At 44.3% G+C, this 17,535-nt stretch carries 16 protein-coding genes; 10 read left to right on the top strand and 6 right to left on the bottom strand.

The annotated features are described in order from the left end of the window. The first annotated feature begins 72 nt into the window (after positions 1-72). The 4 genes from AB6E52_RS19940 (at position 73) to phoU (ending at position 5,702) form a co-directional block, all read left to right on the top strand. Entirely contained in the window at positions 73-2,289 is a 2,217-nt protein-coding gene (locus AB6E52_RS19940) for an ABC transporter permease subunit (RefSeq protein ID WP_102320720.1), read from the top strand. A 111-nt stretch (positions 2,290-2,400) separates the two neighbouring features. Further along, positions 2,401-4,110: a phosphate ABC transporter permease PstA gene (pstA, locus tag AB6E52_RS19935; protein ID WP_048608162.1), complete on the top strand. Its 1,710-nt coding sequence runs from the start codon at positions 2,401-2,403 to the stop codon at positions 4,108-4,110. Continuing rightward, a complete protein-coding gene (gene pstB / locus AB6E52_RS19930; protein WP_009848269.1) occupies positions 4,111-4,929 on the top strand; it encodes a phosphate ABC transporter ATP-binding protein PstB in 819 nt (272 codons plus the stop codon). Between the two features lie 74 nt (positions 4,930-5,003). Next, entirely contained in the window at positions 5,004-5,702 is a 699-nt protein-coding gene (gene phoU / locus AB6E52_RS19925; RefSeq protein WP_009848270.1) for a phosphate signaling complex protein PhoU, read from the top strand. A 9-nt stretch (positions 5,703-5,711) separates the two neighbouring features. On the opposite strand, the gene AB6E52_RS19920 is transcribed toward phoU, so the two are convergent. The 5 genes from AB6E52_RS19920 to AB6E52_RS19900 all read right to left on the bottom strand — a co-directional run bounded on the left by AB6E52_RS19920 (position 5,712) and on the right by AB6E52_RS19900 (position 9,711). Then, a complete protein-coding gene (locus AB6E52_RS19920) occupies positions 5,712-6,203 on the bottom strand; it encodes a hypothetical protein (RefSeq protein WP_102320719.1) in 492 nt (163 codons plus the stop codon). Between the two features lie 148 nt (positions 6,204-6,351). Then, positions 6,352-6,903, bottom strand: coding sequence for a porin family protein (locus AB6E52_RS19915; RefSeq protein ID WP_050653343.1), 552 nt, complete (start codon positions 6,901-6,903; stop codon positions 6,352-6,354). 128 nt (positions 6,904-7,031) lie between these two features. After that, positions 7,032-7,961 (bottom strand): LysR family transcriptional regulator, encoded by a 930-nt coding sequence (locus AB6E52_RS19910; protein WP_102320718.1) that lies wholly within the window; start codon positions 7,959-7,961, stop codon positions 7,032-7,034. Between the two features lie 99 nt (positions 7,962-8,060). Next, entirely contained in the window at positions 8,061-8,804 is a 744-nt protein-coding gene (locus AB6E52_RS19905) for a copper homeostasis protein CutC (RefSeq protein WP_102320717.1), read from the bottom strand. Positions 8,805-9,102: 298 nt separating this feature from the next. Continuing rightward, positions 9,103-9,711: a peroxiredoxin C gene (locus AB6E52_RS19900; protein ID WP_017062526.1), complete on the bottom strand. Its 609-nt coding sequence runs from the start codon at positions 9,709-9,711 to the stop codon at positions 9,103-9,105. A gap of 210 nt (positions 9,712-9,921) precedes the next feature. Here AB6E52_RS19900 and AB6E52_RS19895 point away from each other — a divergent pair, with 210 nt between their 5' ends. Beyond that, positions 9,922-10,827, top strand: coding sequence for a hydrogen peroxide-inducible genes activator (locus AB6E52_RS19895; RefSeq protein ID WP_017062525.1), 906 nt, complete (start codon positions 9,922-9,924; stop codon positions 10,825-10,827). Between the two features lie 69 nt (positions 10,828-10,896). Here the strand turns inward: AB6E52_RS19895 and AB6E52_RS19890 are convergent, their stop codons facing one another. After that, complete coding sequence (locus AB6E52_RS19890; RefSeq protein ID WP_102320716.1) at positions 10,897-11,343, bottom strand: CBS domain-containing protein; 447 nt, start codon at positions 11,341-11,343, stop codon at positions 10,897-10,899. A gap of 334 nt (positions 11,344-11,677) precedes the next feature. Here AB6E52_RS19890 and queA point away from each other — a divergent pair, with 334 nt between their 5' ends. The 5 genes from queA (at position 11,678) to secF (ending at position 17,342) form a co-directional block, all read left to right on the top strand. After that, the gene (queA, locus tag AB6E52_RS19885; protein WP_102320715.1) at positions 11,678-12,730 is read left to right on the top strand and encodes a tRNA preQ1(34) S-adenosylmethionine ribosyltransferase-isomerase QueA; all 1,053 of its coding nucleotides are present in this window, start codon (positions 11,678-11,680) and stop codon (positions 12,728-12,730) included. A gap of 195 nt (positions 12,731-12,925) precedes the next feature. Beyond that, positions 12,926-14,062: a tRNA guanosine(34) transglycosylase Tgt gene (tgt, locus tag AB6E52_RS19880; RefSeq protein ID WP_017056177.1), complete on the top strand. Its 1,137-nt coding sequence runs from the start codon at positions 12,926-12,928 to the stop codon at positions 14,060-14,062. Between the two features lie 111 nt (positions 14,063-14,173). Next, the gene (yajC, locus tag AB6E52_RS19875) at positions 14,174-14,503 is read left to right on the top strand and encodes a preprotein translocase subunit YajC (protein ID WP_010440492.1); all 330 of its coding nucleotides are present in this window, start codon (positions 14,174-14,176) and stop codon (positions 14,501-14,503) included. Positions 14,504-14,523: 20 nt separating this feature from the next. After that, the gene (gene secD, locus AB6E52_RS19870) at positions 14,524-16,380 is read left to right on the top strand and encodes a protein translocase subunit SecD (protein WP_102320714.1); all 1,857 of its coding nucleotides are present in this window, start codon (positions 14,524-14,526) and stop codon (positions 16,378-16,380) included. Between the two features lie 14 nt (positions 16,381-16,394). After that, a complete protein-coding gene (gene secF / locus AB6E52_RS19865; RefSeq protein WP_017062837.1) occupies positions 16,395-17,342 on the top strand; it encodes a protein translocase subunit SecF in 948 nt (315 codons plus the stop codon). The last annotated feature ends 193 nt before the right edge of the window (positions 17,343-17,535 follow it).

Below are 17,535 nucleotides of genomic sequence, written 5' to 3'. Positions count from 1 at the left end.
AACGTAACTTGTAATATAATTGTCATCTAACGTACATATTATGTCAGTAGCTAAAAAAAGGTAGATAAACAGATGGCATCAGCCCAATTTTCATTGAAAGAGCGCGACAAAAAAAGATGGTTGAAAGATCGTCTCGTCCGTTTTTCAGTGACATGTGGTGCCGTCAGTGTTCTAGCTGCTCTGGTATTGATCTTTGTTTACTTGGCGATGGTCATTTTACCGGTGTTTTCTGATACTGGTTTAGAGACAGACCAAGCCGTAAAGACCGTTGCTGTAGAAAAGCCTATCGCCTTATCTGTTGATGAATACGGTCAGCATGCATTTACTATCGAAAAATCTGGCTTGGTGCAGTTTTGGGATTTAGAGTCTCAAAATACACACTCTTACTTTGAGCGAAATGTTTTAGCCAATCCTGTTGCCTTCTCTCGAAATACCCCATCAGAAAACTGGTTTGCCTTTGCCGATAGTGCAAGCAACCTTACTTTTTTCTATCCTGAGTATAGTGCGCCTGTGCTGCAAAAGGGCAGTGAAGCCGATCCTAAAATTGAGCAAATCGATCTCCCAGAACCATTTTTAAATGATGAACCCTCAAATGGGGCGACGATCGACAAATTCGCGTTCTCTAAGAATGGACGTGGGATTACGGTTGCCGCGCAGTTAAGTGACCAACGAGTCTTGGTTAAGTGGTATCAGAGTGACCTTACTGGTCAGTATGTTTTTCAGAAGAGCCAATGGCTATCGGATAAGCTGGGCTTGCAACAGCAACTGCTTGTCACACCTGATGGGCAAACTTTATACCTACGAGCACAATCGGATTTGGTTGTTTTGAAACTATCAGATAACGGTTTTGATGTTCGTGAAGTGATTGATCTTAGCTTGAATGATGCGAAACATTCCGTGAAAAGCATCGATTTACTTTCTGGTGCATACTCGTTGTTGGTTACGCATGAGGACGGACAGGTTTCTCAATGGTTCGATGTACTCAAAAATGAAAAACGTAGCCTGACCCATATTCGAGACTTCCAACTTGCTGAACAAGTGCAATTTATTCTTCCTGATACTTATAGAAAGGGTTTTTATAGCTTCTATAAGAACGGCACATTACAAAGCCACTATACGACCAGTGAAAAGCTGTCTTTGTTTGAACGAGCCTTTGATAAATCACCACAACTAGCCGCTATGTCTGCTAATGAACTGCATCTGGCGACTTTGATTGATGGCACCATCAGTGTGGCTAAAGTCGATAATGAATACCCACAAATCTCATTCTCATCGCTTTGGCAAAAGGTCTGGTATGAAAGTTACCCTGAACCGCAATACGTTTGGCAATCAACCTCGGCGAATGATGACTTTGAAGAGAAATTCAGTTTAGTACCTATCACATTCGGTACTATCAAAGCCGCTCTGTTTGCGATGATGTTTGCCGTGCCGGTTGCTGTGCTCGGAGCTATTTACACCGCTTACTTTATGTCTCCACGCATGCGAAGAGTCGTGAAGCCTTCGATAGAGCTGATGGAAGCTCTTCCGACCGTGATCATCGGATTCTTGGCTGGGCTTTGGTTTGCTCCAATCGTTGAGACACATTTAACAGCTGTCTTCTCATTAATGGTGTTATTACCACTGAGCACACTGTTGACTGGACTTGTTTGGTTCTGTTTACCGAAGATGGTAACGGGTCGCTTCTCTAATGGTTGGCACGCGCTGATATTGATTCCAGTATTGGTGGTTACAGTAGTTGCTGTGTTTGCTGGTGGAAGCAACATTGAAGCCTTATTGTTTGGTGGTGATATTCGTACCTTCTTGGCCAGCTATGGCATCGACTTTGACCAACGCAATGCGCTGGTGGTTGGTTTTGCTATGGGCTTTGCGGTCATCCCAACGATTTTCACTATTGCTGAAGACGCTATTTTCTCTGTACCTAAACATTTATCTGATGGCTCATTAGCGTTGGGTGCGACGGCGTGGCAGACGCTTATTTATGTGGTGTTATTGACGGCGAGTCCAGGTATCTTTTCAGCGGTTATGATGGGCCTAGGTCGAGCGGTTGGCGAAACCATGATCGTCTTGATGGCGACAGGTAACACTCCAATTCTTGACTGGAATATTTTGGAAGGGATGAGAACCTTATCGGCAACGATTGCTGTTGAGCTACCAGAATCAGAAGTGGGCGGTTCTCATTTCCGCTTGCTGTTCTTGGCTGCACTCTTGCTGTTTATCTTTACATTCGCGGTGAACTCAGTTGCTGAGTGGGTTAGACAAAGACTGAGAGATAAATATCGTGCGCTGTAGTTTTAAAGGTTTGTCTCAATGTGTATCAATGGCTTTTAGTGGTTTGGCTAGCGAATCTCAAGATCTTTGTGGATCTTTGATTTCAGTACGTCAAGAGCAAGGTCGATCATGATGAATAAACTGAAGTCATTATTATCTTGGGTTAAATCGGGCTCTCCGTGGATCTGGCTAACGGGTGGGGCGGTGAGCATAAGTATGCTTTCTGTTCTTGGTCTAATGCTGCTGATTGGTTGGAAGGGCTTAACCTATTTTTGGCCCGCACCTTTGTACCAATGGCAAGTTGATTCCAAAGACTTATCGCTAGTGGTCGATCTTGACGAAACCGTATCAAAACAAGATGTATTGGTTGGTCAGTTATATGAACGAAAATACATCCCGATAGAGCAAGTTCCACAAGTCCATGATCTCTTGTCACCTCAAAATTTGTCGACTGGGCTAATACAGCGCTTAAGCATCAAAGTTGCCAACAGAGAACTGTACCCTGCGGACTTTGTTTCTATTCTGGATGTTAACTTACGTGAACCCACCACCCCGCTTGATTGGGTTGTGATTGAACGAAGTCGAGGTGGCTACTTCTTTGGTAAGCCGGTGGGTTTTAAAACTGCTTCTGGCACTTTTGACTCGAACATAGACCAAAAGCTCGAACAAGGTTTGGCGTTCGCTGATACGTTACGTAAAGAAACGTCGCGTGTTGTGAACCAAGAAATACGCAATATCAGCTGGCAATTGGAAAACCTGCGCTTAGAAAAGCGTAAGCTTGAACTCAATGAGTCAGTGAGCGATGAATACCTTACAACCTATACTCAAACTAAACTGGAATTAAATCGCCAGTTGGATGAAGCCGAAGTTAAGCTTGAGCACCTTAGAACGCAGCTTAATGTCGAAAGCTTGCTGGTTGAGGATATGACAGGCGAGCTGGTCGAGATCTCGCTAAGTCACATTCTGGATTATTGGTACCCGAATAATATGTCTTACCTAGAAAAGGTTGGGCACTGGGGCAAACAAGTTTGGAAGTTCTTATCAGAGAATCCGCGAGACTCAAACTCTGAAGGCGGTGTGTTTCCTGCTATTTTTGGCACAGTACTGTTGGTTATTCTCATGTCGATCGTCGTGATGCCTCTTGGGGTAGTCGCTGCGATATATCTTCATGAATACGCAAAAAACAACGCACTAACACGTTTAATTCGTATCGCCGTGATTAACTTGGCGGGTGTACCGTCGATTGTGTATGGCGTTTTTGGTTTAGGCTTTTTCGTCTATACCATTGGTGGCTCGATTGATACGTTGTTCTATGCAGAGCGATTGCCAGCACCGACATTTGGTACGCCGGGTCTACTTTGGTCAGCACTAACCTTAGCGGTCTTGACGCTTCCAGTCGTTATCGTAACCACTGAAGAGGGCTTAACGCGCATTCCTAGTGCAGTGAGGCACGGTTCATTAGCGCTTGGTGCGACTCAATTTGAGACGCTTTGGCGCATTGTTTTACCGATGGCAAGCCCAGCGATTATCACTGGTTTAATTTTGGCAATCGCGAGAGCCGCGGGGGAAGTTGCACCACTTATGCTGGTGGGTGTTGTTAAATTGGCATCTAGCTTGCCAGTCGATGGTCAGTTTCCGTATTTACACTTAGATAGAAAGTTCATGCATTTAGGCTTTCATATCTATGATGTTGGTTTTCAAACCTCTAATATCGAAGCGGCACGACCTTTAGTGTATGCGACTTCATTTTTATTGGTTACGGTGATTGTTGGGTTGAACTTAACAGCCATCAATATCCGTAATAACTTGCGTGAAAAATACCGAACCTTAGGACAAGATTAGATGTTCTCGATTAATGAAACCTTGGGTTACCAAGCACCACTTGATGTTCACAATCTGAAGGATGAGCAAATTGCTATCTCGATCGAAGGGCTAAATCTTTACTATAAAGAGAGCCAAGCACTTGATGATATCTCGATGCAGATCCCGAAGGGGCAGGTGACGGCGTTTATCGGCCCTTCTGGGTGTGGTAAGTCGACTCTGCTGCGCTGCATTAATCGCATGAACGATCTTGTTGAAGGCTGTAAGGTTTCCGGGAAAGTGAAGCTTCATGGCAAGAACGTCTATCACCCTAAGGTGGATGTTGCGACCTTACGACGCCGTGTGGGTATGGTATTCCAGCGTCCAAACCCTTTTCCTAAATCTATCTATGAGAATGTGGTTTATGGCTTGAGGCTACAAGGCGTTAGCAACAGCCGAGACCTTGATGATGCGGTTGAACGCTCTCTGCGCGCTGCTGCGTTATGGGATGAAGTGAAAGATCGGTTGCATGAGAATGCTTTTGGTTTATCTGGCGGTCAACAGCAGCGTTTGGTTATCGCTCGTGCGGTTGCGATTGAGCCTGAAGTGCTGTTGTTAGATGAGCCGACATCGGCACTCGATCCGATTTCTACTTTGACGATTGAAGAGTTGATCAACGATCTAAAAACGCAATACACAGTGGTGATTGTTACCCACAACATGCAACAAGCCGCGCGTGTAAGTGACCATACTGCATTTATTCATATGGGAAAATTGATCGAGTACTCAGATACGGACTCAATTTTTACGTCTCCATTGAAAAACCAGACGGAAGACTACATTACTGGTAGATATGGCTAACCTCTACAAAGGTGTCATCTAGAGCTAAGTCACTCTACAAAAATGGCTTTCTTCATTTCTTTCAAGGAGCAAGTATGCATTTCGGTCGCCACATTTCAGGGCAATTCAATGTCGAGTTAGAGTCGATCCGTACTCATGTATTGACCATGGGCGGGTTAGTGGAGCAGCAACTCTCGTTTGCAATGCAGGCGCTTCATAAAGACGATGTTGAATTGGCTAAAAAAGTGATTCGTGATGACCATAAAGTTAATGCGATGGAAGTGTCGATTGATGAGGCGTGTACTCGAATTATTGCAAAGCGTCAGCCGACAGCGAAAGATCTGCGTTTGATTATGGCGATCATCAAAACGATTACCGATCTGGAACGTATTGGCGATGTTGCTTCTAAAATTGCGCAAGGTGCTATTGAGATCCCTTCAACCAAAGAGCAGAAATTCCATGTTTCGTTAGAGCCCCTTTGCCGTCAGGCAATCACCATGCTTCACCAAGTATTAGATGCTTTTGCTCGTATGGATGTTGATGCAGCAGCAGAAGTTCACAAGCTTGATGATAAGTTGGATGCGGAGTACGAGGCCGTTATTCGTCAGTTAATGACCTATATGATGGAAGATCCTAAGAACATTCCCAATATTTTGCAGGTGATGTGGTCAGCTCGTGCGATCGAGCGAGTCGGAGACCGCTGCCAGAATATCTGCGAATACATTATTTACTTTGTGAAGGGTAAAGATGTACGTCACCTCGGCGATCAAAGCCTTGATGACGCACTAAAATAGCGTTTATCTTTAGAAGCTAATAATGGCACCAAGATTGAAATTGACCGTTGTGTCGTAAGGCACAAAGGTTTTGTTGTGATCAAAAATATTCATATCAACACCAGCACGTAATCCAAGCATTGGTGTCGCTTGGTAAACGTAGGCACCACCGAGGCTTATACCATGTGTTGTTTTCTCTTCTACTTCGCCTGAGCGCGTTTTTGTACCGTCATAACTTGCCACACCAATCTCAGCCTGAAAGCCGTGGATTTGGTTTCTTCCAAACATGTTTTGTATACCAACACGATACGCATCAACCGTTTCGTCATATCGATCGCTGTCATACCAAAGGTGAGAATAGCTAAGGTAAACGGCACCTAAATTTGCCACATCGGTGATGCCCGCCTGCATTCCGAAGCCATGATAAGAGCCAATTTTTAGTTCCGGGGATAAATGAAGAGCACTTGCTGAAACGGAAGTAGAAAGGGTAGATAGTAAAAGCAGGGAAGTTTTTATCTTCATAAAAATACCTAAAGCAATTAACCGTCCGTGGCTGCAATGAATTTTGATTTGAGAATTGTTCAAAAGTGAGTCAACTTTGATGAGGTGTTAAAACCCAGCAATTGACTGATTGTAAAAAACCAGCTTAGACGCTGGCTTTTTCAATCTATTAGAAGCGGTAACCGACAGTCCATGAGAATGTGTCGTAATCTACGTCATCGTAGCTCGCGAATTCAAAGCGCATGTCGGTGTATAGGTGTGGCCCGAATTCAGCTCGACCACCTAGGCCAACAACGAAGCTGGTATCGTTGTATGATTCAGTCCACTTCTTGTCTAGGATGCTAATTGAATTATCTTCACTTTGACGAGCTAGGCCCAGAACACCATAAGGTTTCAAAGAGAAGCCATCTAATTCAAATTTATAACCGATATCAGCATCAACTTGGAATTTGTAACCATCGATCTCGGCTTTTATACCTTCAACGTTTTCGTCATCGCTATTCGTTGCGTAAGAAACGTTGATACCTACGATACGGTTAAATTCATAACCATATTCAAGTTTGATACCGTTACCCCAATCAACTGTGTCATCGGTTAGCCAATCGTCTACTTGAGTTTGGTTGTAACCGATACCCACACGGTGTTGGCTGTCAAAGTTGTTTGCAAGAACTGGAACAGAAAGTAGTGAAGCTGAAATTAGGGTAGTAAGTGCAATTTTCATATTAGTCTCTATTTAGGGTTAACTTAACTGCACGATCCTTCGTAGTTCAGTATCCGTTTTGATAGGGCTAATATTAAACAGTGTTTTATTTTTAGGCTAAGTAGTATTTTGTATAATTGTAATAAGCACTACTTATTAATCTGTTCGTTTAGTGCTTGCTGAACAACATCGCAGAGCCACATATGAAGAGGGCTATTACGATTCTTTGTATGGATATGGCTATATACTCCAACCATTTTTAGTTCGCTCGCGATGTCAATATCAATAGCTCTCAGGTTGGGATAGTTATGGATAGAAAAGAGGTTGGAATGTGGCATGTACATATCAGAATTAAGCAGAACATCAACAAGAGCTGATACCATTTCAGAACGAAATCCAACGCGATGAGGAATCGAGTGGGTTTCTAATATTCGTGAAGCTTGACTAAAGTTATCGTTCCACCCTGGTGATATTAGTGATGCAATCTCATAGCCAGCCAAATCTTGTGGGGTGACAATTGATTTTTTTACTGGATGGTCTTTTCTTACAAATAGCCGTCCATCAAGCTCAACGAGCTTTTGAATATAAATTTCTTTTGAGACATTAGGTAGTTGATAAGCAACGCCTAAAAAGATCTTTCCTTTTTGTATGTCTTCAACTGAGGATGTTGTCCAGCTAGTTAATTCTAACTCACAGTTTGGAGCTTGATGCTTGATGATTTTGTAGAGAACCCCTGATAAACATGATAATACCGCGGGGGACAACGCAATTTTTATTGGGTTGTCAATTTGCTTTGGGTCAAAGGTATTTGAGGAGTTAATTGCGGTTTTCAAACCATCTAAATGAGGTGAGATTTCATTCGCTAGCTCTTCGCTAAATGCGGTGGCTTGTAAGCCACCATGAACTTTAACGAAAAGGTCATCGTTGAAGTGGTGTCTTAGCTTTTGCAGGGCTTGGCTAACCGCTGGCTGAGAAACGAATAAACGCTCCGCAGCCTTTCTGGTGTTTTGTTCTTGATAAACAATCAGAAATGTTCGTAACAGGTTTAAATCAAGAGAGCTGAATAAGTCTTTAGCCATATCTATCCATGAAAATTTTCTGCGCTATTAAATCTAATATACGTCAGTCAGTTAGATTAGTCAGCGAGGTTCTCTGGATTTATGCTGGCGATTATTGCCCTAAGCGGTGAGGGCGGCTCTCACATCAGATATCTTACTCGCATCTGTCACTGGGATCTGATAATCATCAATATCATCATTGCCCATTTGAGCACTCGAGTTGTTTTCCATTAGGCTCGGTCTTGTTGATTTACCTGAAAGGTGAAGAGCAGGTACTTGGGTAGCGCTTTGAATCATTTTAGCATTCGCAGCGTTAACGCCAGCCCCCGCCATGATATCAATTCGTCCATCGGCTTGTTTGACCATTGCAGCCAATACATCGATACCTTGCTCAGCATTAGCAGCAAGCCCTGATGTCAGGACTCTTTCGCATCCAAGTGTAATGATTTGTTCTAATGCTGCTTGGAAATCAGAGCTTTGATCGATGGCTCTGTGGAAGGTAATCCCAAGCTTTAACGAGTGCGCTTTGTCAGCCAGTTGTTGCATTTTTGGCATATCGATACTTCCGTTCGGCGCTAACACACCAAGTACGACCCCATCCAATCCTGCATTTGCACAAGCTTCAATATCTTCAAGCATACAGAGCATATCGTCGTTATTGAAAATGAAATCGCCTTGTCTTGGTCTTATCATAGCGTAGACAGGAACGGACGAAATTATTGCCGCTTGCTTCATCATTCCGAAGCTTGGAGTTAATCCGCCAAGTGCCAATGAAGAGCAAAGCTCAATTCGATTCGCGCCACCAGATAGTGCGTTATGAAGAGATTCTAAGTTATCGATACAGACTTCAATTTCGGTGTTCATCTTGTTTATCCGTTCAAAAAGATACTGATGAAATAATAGCAATCTAGATACGGACATGAATAGGTTGTAGCGGAGGAAAATAGAGGTAAAGTTTGGGTTTAGAACTACCTCAATTATGTATATAAGAAACAGTCTAGGGAGAAAACAAAAAGCCCGAAGCGTTAACTTCGGGCTTTTAATAGGACTTTACTTCTTAACTGATTGGCGGTGCGCTTTGCGCTATTAGCTTATGCTTTATGTCTCTTTATAGAGAGTCTTCCAACCATTAACCCGCGTTGAGTTCGGGCTTAAGAGATAATTACTTGCTTAGGTCGTCAGCGTGCTCAGATAGGAATGCTGCAACACCTTTTGGAGATGCGTCCATACCTGATTTACCTTCTTCCCATTGTGCAGGACAAACTTCACCGTTCTTCTCGTGGAAGTTTAGTGCGTCTACCATGCGTAGCATTTCGTCGATGTTACGACCTAGTGGAAGATCGTTAACTACTTGGTGACGTACAAGACCGTCAGCGTCGATTAGGAAAGAACCACGGAAAGCAACGCCTGCTTCTGGGTGCTCAACATCGTATGCTTTGCAGATCTCGTGCTTAACGTCAGCAATTAGAGGGTATTTAACTTGACCGATACCGCCGTCAGCGATAGCAGTATTACGCCATGCGTTGTGAGAGAATTGTGAATCGATAGAAACACCGATTACTTCAACGCCTTTAGCTTGGAAATCTTCTAGACGGTTGTCGAAAGCGATTAGCTCTGAAGGACAAACGAAAGTGAAGTCTAGTGGGTAGAAGAAAACTACAGCTTTCTTACCTTTAGTGAATTCTGCGAAGTTGAAGTTATCAACGATCTCACCGTTACCTAGAACAGCTGCTGCAGTAAAGTCAGGGGCTTGACGACCTACTAGTACCATTTTGGAATCTCCTAAAAAATTAGTTGGCCCAACACATCTTTGTTTGGGCTCCGTTTCTACGCGACAAACTATAGTACAATCGGTACTATAGAAAAAAGCGAATTAAATAGATTAAGTTAATCGAAAAAAGCGATAAGCTTATTCTTTGTCCTGTCCTTAGGTCTTATGACCTTTACGTAACTTATCCTACTCATATTACAAAGTAATTTCATGAATAAATGGCCAAGTCTTAAGCAACTTCACTATCTTGTTACTCTTCACGAAACTCGTCATTTCAGTGATGCCGCTGATCGCTGTTTCGTCAGTCAATCTACGTTAAGTAAAGGCATTCAAAACCTAGAGGAACTCATTGGTTGCCCGCTTTATGAGAAGAAAGATAAAAAGAGCCCGCTAGTTTTCACGCAAGCAGGTGAGCTGGTGGTCAAGCACGGTCGAGAGCTACTAGCGAAAGGACAAGATCTCGTAGAGCTTGGAAATCTATGTAACGGGGATGCGATGCAAGGGCAGCTGCGAGTCGGGTGTATTCCTACTATAGCGCCGTTCCTTTTGTGCGATTTGGTACAGGAAGCCAACCAGCGCTTTCCACAATTAAATTTGCTGTTACGTGAAGACACAACGACCAACCTATTGGCTGCGCTGCGTCATGGAGACTTAGATGTGCTGATTCTGGCTTTGCCTGTCGATATCGACAATATGGAAAGCCAAGTTGTTGGGCAAGACCCTTTCCGGATGGTGATCAGTCGCAATCAAGCTGATGGTATTCGCGTTCCGATTAAATACGATGACCTGCCAGACGAATCTGTATTTTTGTTGGAGAACGAGCATTGCTTAACCGAGCATGCTGTGTCGGCTTGTAAGTTAACGGATAAAGAGAAGATCAACCCGTTCACTGCGACGAGCCTTCACACATTGGTGCAAATGGTGGCCAATGGTTTAGGAACCACCTTTATTCCGCAAATGGCGATCGACCACGGTTTATTGGAAAACCAGAATCTCGTTGTGATCGATCCTCCTGGTCAGCAAGCGTACCGCGACATCGGCCTTGTGTGGCGACCAAGCTCTTCGCGTCGTGAGACATTCCATCAATTAGCGGATGTGGTATCTGAGCTTCTATAATAATCCGCTGCGACAACAATCCCTCTGAGCGGCTGAATTGGCCGCTCTTCTTTATATCAATTCCGAGCGTTACTCTACTTCTGCTTCTTCTGGCTCTACTTCTTCTTGCAGCTCCAGTAAATTGATCGCTATCGTGACAAAATCGCTGTCTGTAATAATGCCTACTAGTTCGTGGTTTTCTACGACAGGTAAACAGCCCACTTTATGTTTCTGCATGTAGATAGCCGATTCTTTTAATCCTGCACGCAGCTCTACCGACATAACACTTTTGTGCATGATGTCGTTGAGGGGAGTAGCAAGAGTAAAAGATTGAGCTTGTGGGATGTTTTGTAGGCTGGATTCTTGAGCGGCGAGAACGTCTCGTTGTGTGACGACACCTAGTAGTTGCCTGTCGGAATCGACGACCGGAATATGGCGGATATCAAGTGCTTCCATCATGTGCTTAGCATCGGCCAGTGAGTGTGAGCGCAATAGGGTATGAGGGTTGCGAGTCATCATATCTTCAACCTTGATCATACGAACCTCCTTCTTTTTTATTTGTTGCTATTACTATAGTTTTTTATCCAAAAAATAACTGAGATCTGACGCATTCTTGGGTGAGTTTTATGCAACTAATTCTTTAGCTTGAGGAGGTGAATCAGTCGCATTATTTTACGCCTCTTTACAATAATCCAGTGCTGTAAACCTTGCTATTGCGGCTCGTGTGCCTATACTAGCCCACTGCGAAATTTTTAGTCGTGTTTGCGATGTGTTTCTGGTGACGATTGACTTACCGTAACGATTATCCAGCAACTACGATTTATGATTCGTCAACGGCACAAATCTCATCAACTAAGACAAGACTAGACAAATGCAAGTTTCAGATTTTCACTTTGACCTACCAGATGAACTCATTGCTCGCTACCCTCAAGAGGAGCGCACAGCAAGCCGCCTGCTTAAATTAGATGGCAACAGCGGTAACCTAGCTGATGGTTCGTTTAAAGACGTTTTAGACTTGGTTGAGCCAGGCGATCTTGTTGTTTTCAATAACACTCGAGTGATTCCAGCTCGTGTATTTGGTCGCAAGGCATCAGGCGGTAAGCTTGAAGTGCTGGTTGAACGTATGCTTGATGAGAAAAGCATTCTTGCGCATGTTCGTTGTTCTAAATCACCGAAGCCGGGTACCAAGTTGTTCCTTGGTGAGAACGATGAATATGAAGCTGAAATGGTGGCGCGTCACGATGCGTTATTCGAAATCCATTTCACATCTGATCAAAGCGTTTTAGAGATTCTTAACAGTGTTGGTCACATGCCACTGCCTCCTTACATCGATCGTCCTGATGAAGATGCAGATAAAGAGCGCTACCAGACTGTCTATAATGAAAAGCCGGGTGCGGTTGCAGCGCCAACAGCAGGCCTTCACTTTGATGACAAGCTAATGGCTGACATGAAAGAAAAAGGTGTTGAGTTTGCTTACGTGACGCTTCATGTTGGTGCTGGTACGTTCCAGCCAGTAAAAGTTGATAATATTAACGATCACCACATGCATGCTGAGTACGTTGAAGTGTCGCAAGAAGTGGTTGACGCCGTAGCTGCAGCAAAAGCCCGTGGCGGCCGTATTATTGCTGTTGGTACAACATCAGTACGCTCACTAGAAAGTGCAGCTCAAGATGCATTGAAGAAAGGCACTGAGCTCGTTCCTTTCTTTGGTGATACAGAAATCTTCATCTTCCCTGGCTATGAATACCAGTTGGTGGATTGCTTGATTACCAACTTCCACTTGCCAGAATCAACACTGATTATGTTGGTGAGTGCATTTGCAGGTTACGACAACGTGATGGGCGCATACGATCACGCAGTGAAGAGCGAATATCGTTTCTTCAGCTACGGTGATGCCATGTTCATCAATAAGAAAACAAGCTAATTTAAGCTAGTTATAAACGATATACATTAGAATTTACGGGTGCTAGCAGTAAGCTAGGAGTCGGGCAGGGTGTCTGTCTAATCTCTCGCAAGGAATACGCGACCGCTCCTCATAGAACCCACTAGACTGAACTTTTGTTTGGCCTAAGGTTCTGAATTAACAGTCAGATTGTTTCTCTGGCATATTGGAGGCTTCGTGAAATTAAAATACGAACTTAAAAAAACTAATAGCGGCGCACGTCGTGGTCAACTTCAGTTTGAACGCGGTACCGTTGAAACCCCAGCATTCATGCCTGTAGGTACTTACGGTACTGTTAAAGGTATGACACCTGAAGAAGTAAAAGACACAGGTGCTGAAATCCTATTAGGTAACACATTCCACCTATGGCTACGTCCTGGTCAAGAAATCATGAAAATGCACGGTGACCTGCACGATTTCATGAACTGGCACGGTCCTATCCTGACTGATTCAGGCGGCTTTCAAGTATTCAGCCTAGGTGCAATGCGTAAAATCACTGAAGAGGGTGTTCATTTCCGTAACCCTGTAAACGGTGACAAGATCTTCATGGACGCTGAGAAGTCTATGGAAATCCAAAAAGATTTAGGTTCAGACATCGTAATGATCTTCGATGAGTGTACGCCTTACCCTGCGACACACAAAGAAGCAAAAGACTCAATGGAGATGTCTCTTCGTTGGGCTGAGCGTTCACGTAACCACTTCGACAAACTTGAAAACCCGAACTCACTGTTCGGTATCGTTCAAGGTGGCGTGTACGAAGACCTTCGTGATGTATCCGTTAAAGGCCTAACAGAAATTGGTTTTGACGGTTACGCAGTAGGTGGCCTAGCAGTAGGCGAACCAAAAGAAGATATGCACCGCATTCTTGAGCACACATGTCCTCAACTGCCAGAAGATAAGCCACGTTACCTAATGGGCGTAGGCAAACCGGAAGACTTGGTTGAAGGTGTTCGCCGTGGTATCGACATGTTTGACTGTGTAATGCCAACGCGAAATGCACGTAACGGCCACCTGTTTGTGACTGAAGGTGTGATCAAGATCCGTAATGCGAAGCATAAAACCGATACAACACCACTAGATTCAGAGTGTGACTGTTACACTTGTAAGAACTACAGCAAGTCGTACTTACACCATTTGGATCGTTGTAACGAAATCCTAGGTGCTCGACTGAACACGATTCATAACCTGCGTTTCTACCAACGAGTAATGTCAGACATTCGTCAGTCTATCGATGAAGACCGCTTTGAAGAGTTCGTTGCAGAGTTCTACGCAAGAATGGGGCGTGAAGTGCCACCACTAGGTAAAGAATCTTAGTATTTCTTTTTTGCGAGCCCTATCTCTCTTCCGAGTGATGGGGCTTGAAAATAAAGGGATGCGACCCAATTAGACAAACAATTACGAAAATATAAATAGAGGATGTTTTAAATGTTTATTTCTCAAGCTCACGCAGCAGCAGAAGGTGCACCAGCAGGCGGCGGTTTCGAAATGCTTATCATGCTAGGTATGTTCGCTGTGATCTTCTACTTCATGATCTACCGTCCACAAGCTAAGCGTGTTAAAGAGCACAAGAACCTTATGTCTTCTATGGGCAAAGGTGATGAAGTTCTTACAAGCGGCGGCCTAATTGGCAAGATCACTAAGATTGCAGAAGACAGCGACTACGTTGCTATCGAACTGAATGCAAACAACGAAGTAGTTATCAAGAAAGACTTCGTTACAGCAGTGCTACCAAAAGGTACTCTGAAATCTCTATAAACAGCTAGAGGATCCTCGCTGTGCTAAACCGTTACCCGTTATGGAAGTACCTGATGGTGGTGTTTACTATCGCCATCGCTGCGTTGTACGCACTTCCGAATATATACGGTGAAGATCCGGCAGTTCAAGTTACAGGGGCGCGCGGCGCCTCTGTAGATATGTCTACGCTGGATGCTGTCACCAATGCTCTTGAAGCTGAAAACCTTTCTACTAAATCCGTTGCTCTAGAAAACGGTTCCATTCTTGTTCGCTTTAACGATACAGACTCTCAAATTAGTGCTCGTGATGTCATCACTGAAGCATTAGATGAAGACGTAATCGTTGCTTTAAACTTAGCGGCTTCAACTCCTGATTGGCTTGAATCTATTGGTGCTGCACCAATGAAGCTTGGTCTTGACCTACGTGGTGGTGTTCACTTCTTGATGGAAGTGGATATGGACGCTGCGATGCAAAAGCTGGTTGGCCAACAAGAAGAAGCGTTCCGTAGCGAACTTCGTGAAGAAAAAATCCGTTACCGTGCAATTCGCCCATCTGGTAAAGATGCGGTTGAAGTGATTCTACGTAACGCCGAGCAGCTTGCTGAAGCGAAATCGCTACTGCAATCTAAGCACCAAGACATGACGTTTGTAGATTCTGAATCTAATGGTCGTTTTTCTTTGGTTGCTAGCTTCACAGAGGCTCGTCTTCAAGAAATCCGCAACTATGCGGTAGAGCAAAACATTACCATTCTACGTAACCGTGTTAACGAACTTGGTGTTGCTGAACCTTTGGTTCAACGTCAAGGCTCTAGCCGTATCGTAGTGGAATTGCCTGGTGTTCAAGACACGGCTCGCGCTAAAGAAATTCTTGGTGCTACCGCGACGCTTGAGTTCCGTGAAGTGGATAGCAGTGCTGACTTAGCCGCTGCCGCTTCTGGTCGTGCCCCTGCGGGTAGCGAAATCAAGCAAGATCGTGATGGTCGTCCTGTGGTACTTAAGAAGCGCGTTATTCTAGGCGGCTCAAGTATTACTGATGCAAGCTCAAGTGTTGATGAATATGGTCGTCCTCAAGTTAACATCTCGCTAGACAGCGAAGGTGGTAGCAAGATGTCTGCATTCTCTCGTCAGAATATCGGTAAGCTAATGGCAACGGTATTTGCAGAGTACAAAGACAGCGGTCGTAAAACACCGGAAGGTCGAGTTATCTTAAGTAAGCACGAAGAAGTGATTAACCAAGCGACGATTCAATCTGCGCTAGGCCGTAACTTCCGTATTACTGGTATTGACTCAACGGCTGAAGCTCATAACTTGGCACTTCTACTGCGTGCTGGTGCGTTGATTGCGCCTATCTCGATTGTAGAAGAACGTACGATTGGTCCATCTATGGGTCAGCAAAACATCGATATGGGTATCATGGCGATGGTTTGGGGTATGGCTGCTGTAATGCTGTTTACGCTGCTTTACTACCGTAGCTTTGGTCTGATTGCGAACGTTGCGCTAATGGCTAACTTGGTGTTGATTATCGGTGTTATGTCGATGATTCCGGGGGCTACCATGACCCTACCGGGTATTGCCGGTATCGTATTAACGGTCGGTATGGCGGTTGATGCGAACGTTCTGATCTTTGAGCGTATACGTGAAGAGCTTCGAGATGGACGCAGTCCACAACAAGCTATTCACCAAGGTTACGCGAACGCATTCAGCACAATCGCCGATGCCAACATCACCACACTACTAACAGCAATCATTCTATTTGCTGTGGGTACGGGTGCTATCAAAGGCTTCGCGGTAACGCTGTCTATCGGTATCTTGACTTCAATGTTTACAGCTATTATCGGAACACGTTGTATCGTGAACCTGATGTATGGCGGCAAACGCGTTAAAAAACTGTCGATCTAAGGCTAGGAATTAATATGTTTCAGATTCTAAAAGCAGACAAAATGATCGACTTTATGCGTTGGTCAAAGGTTGCCTTTGTTTTTTCTATCTTGATGATTGGTACTGCTATCTTCACTCTAACAACGAAATCGTTGAACTGGGGTCTAGATTTTACTGGCGGTACTCTGATTGAAGTTGGTTTTGAACAACCGGCACACCTTCCTGATATTCGTAGTGCACTAGAAGCCGAAGGCTTTGGTGATGCAACGGTACAGAACTTCGGTTCAGCTCGTGATGTGATGGTTCGTTTACGTCCACGTGATGGCGTAGCGGGCGAAACGCTTGGTAACCAAATCCTTTCTGCTATTGAGAATGGTACTGGTGAGCAAGTTGAAATGCGTCGTATCGAGTTCGTTGGTCCTAACGTGGGTGACGAATTAACAGAAGCGGGTGGCCTTGCTATTCTAGTTTCTCTTATCTGTATCTTGATCTACGTATCAGTGCGATTTGAATGGCGTTTGGCTGCGGGTGCAGTATTAGCACTGGCGCACGACGTTATCATCACTCTGGGTGTGTTCTCTCTAATGCAAATTGAGGTCGACCTTACCATCGTAGCAGCCTTGCTAACGGTCGTCGGTTACTCCCTCAACGATACCATTGTTGTATTCGACCGTATCCGTGAGAACTTCCGTAAGATGCGTAAGGGTGAAGCACCTGAAGTACTGAACAGCTCAATCACACAAACATTGAGCCGTACATTGATCACTTCTGGTACCACGTTATTCGTAGTTATCGCACTGTTCGTTCAGGGCGGCGCTATGATTCACGGCTTCGCGACTGCACTTCTACTGGGTATTACGGTTGGTACTTACTCTTCTATCTACGTTGCATCTGCACTGGCTATGAAGTTAGGTATTACGCGTGAACACCTAATGCCACCACAAGTGGACAAAGAAGGTGAAGAGTTTGACGAGATGCCTTAGGCCTTGGCTTAATAAGTTTCGCTAAACCAAAAAAACCGCTAGGCAACTAGCGGTTTTTTTACGTCTGTATTCTAGGGAAGCTCAATACAATTTAGCGTTGAAGTATGTTGAACTTCATTTCACTAAGAGACATCCTGATCGTATCTCGTATCTCGTATCTCGTATCTCGTATCTCGTATCTCGTATCTCGTAT

The sequence above is a fragment of the Vibrio sp. 10N.247.311.13 genome, assembly GCF_041467595.1.
GTDB classification, from domain to species: Bacteria; Pseudomonadota; Gammaproteobacteria; order Enterobacterales; family Vibrionaceae; genus Vibrio; species Vibrio crassostreae_C.
This window is presented reverse-complemented; position numbering and strand designations above follow the sequence as displayed.

Excerpts from the sequence above, each read along its gene's own strand:
- AB6E52_RS19910 (WP_102320718.1), bottom strand. The coding sequence starts at position 7,961 with ATGGCTAAAGACTTATTCAGCTCTCTTGATTTAAACCTGTTACGAACA.
- pstA (WP_048608162.1), top strand. The coding sequence starts at position 2,401 with ATGAATAAACTGAAGTCATTATTATCTTGGGTTAAATCGGGCTCTCCG.
- AB6E52_RS19920 (WP_102320719.1), bottom strand. The coding sequence starts at position 6,203 with ATGAAGATAAAAACTTCCCTGCTTTTACTATCTACCCTTTCTACTTCC.
- secF (WP_017062837.1), top strand. The coding sequence starts at position 16,395 with ATGTTTCAGATTCTAAAAGCAGACAAAATGATCGACTTTATGCGTTGG.
- AB6E52_RS19895 (WP_017062525.1), top strand. The coding sequence starts at position 9,922 with ATGAATAAATGGCCAAGTCTTAAGCAACTTCACTATCTTGTTACTCTT.
- pstB (WP_009848269.1), top strand. The coding sequence starts at position 4,111 with ATGTTCTCGATTAATGAAACCTTGGGTTACCAAGCACCACTTGATGTT.
- AB6E52_RS19940 (WP_102320720.1), top strand. The coding sequence starts at position 73 with ATGGCATCAGCCCAATTTTCATTGAAAGAGCGCGACAAAAAAAGATGG.
- AB6E52_RS19915 (WP_050653343.1), bottom strand. The coding sequence starts at position 6,903 with ATGAAAATTGCACTTACTACCCTAATTTCAGCTTCACTACTTTCTGTT.
- AB6E52_RS19905 (WP_102320717.1), bottom strand. The coding sequence starts at position 8,804 with ATGAACACCGAAATTGAAGTCTGTATCGATAACTTAGAATCTCTTCAT.
- queA (WP_102320715.1), top strand. The coding sequence starts at position 11,678 with ATGCAAGTTTCAGATTTTCACTTTGACCTACCAGATGAACTCATTGCT.
- yajC (WP_010440492.1), top strand. The coding sequence starts at position 14,174 with ATGTTTATTTCTCAAGCTCACGCAGCAGCAGAAGGTGCACCAGCAGGC.
- AB6E52_RS19890 (WP_102320716.1), bottom strand. The coding sequence starts at position 11,343 with ATGATCAAGGTTGAAGATATGATGACTCGCAACCCTCATACCCTATTG.
- phoU (WP_009848270.1), top strand. The coding sequence starts at position 5,004 with ATGCATTTCGGTCGCCACATTTCAGGGCAATTCAATGTCGAGTTAGAG.
- AB6E52_RS19900 (WP_017062526.1), bottom strand. The coding sequence starts at position 9,711 with ATGGTACTAGTAGGTCGTCAAGCCCCTGACTTTACTGCAGCAGCTGTT.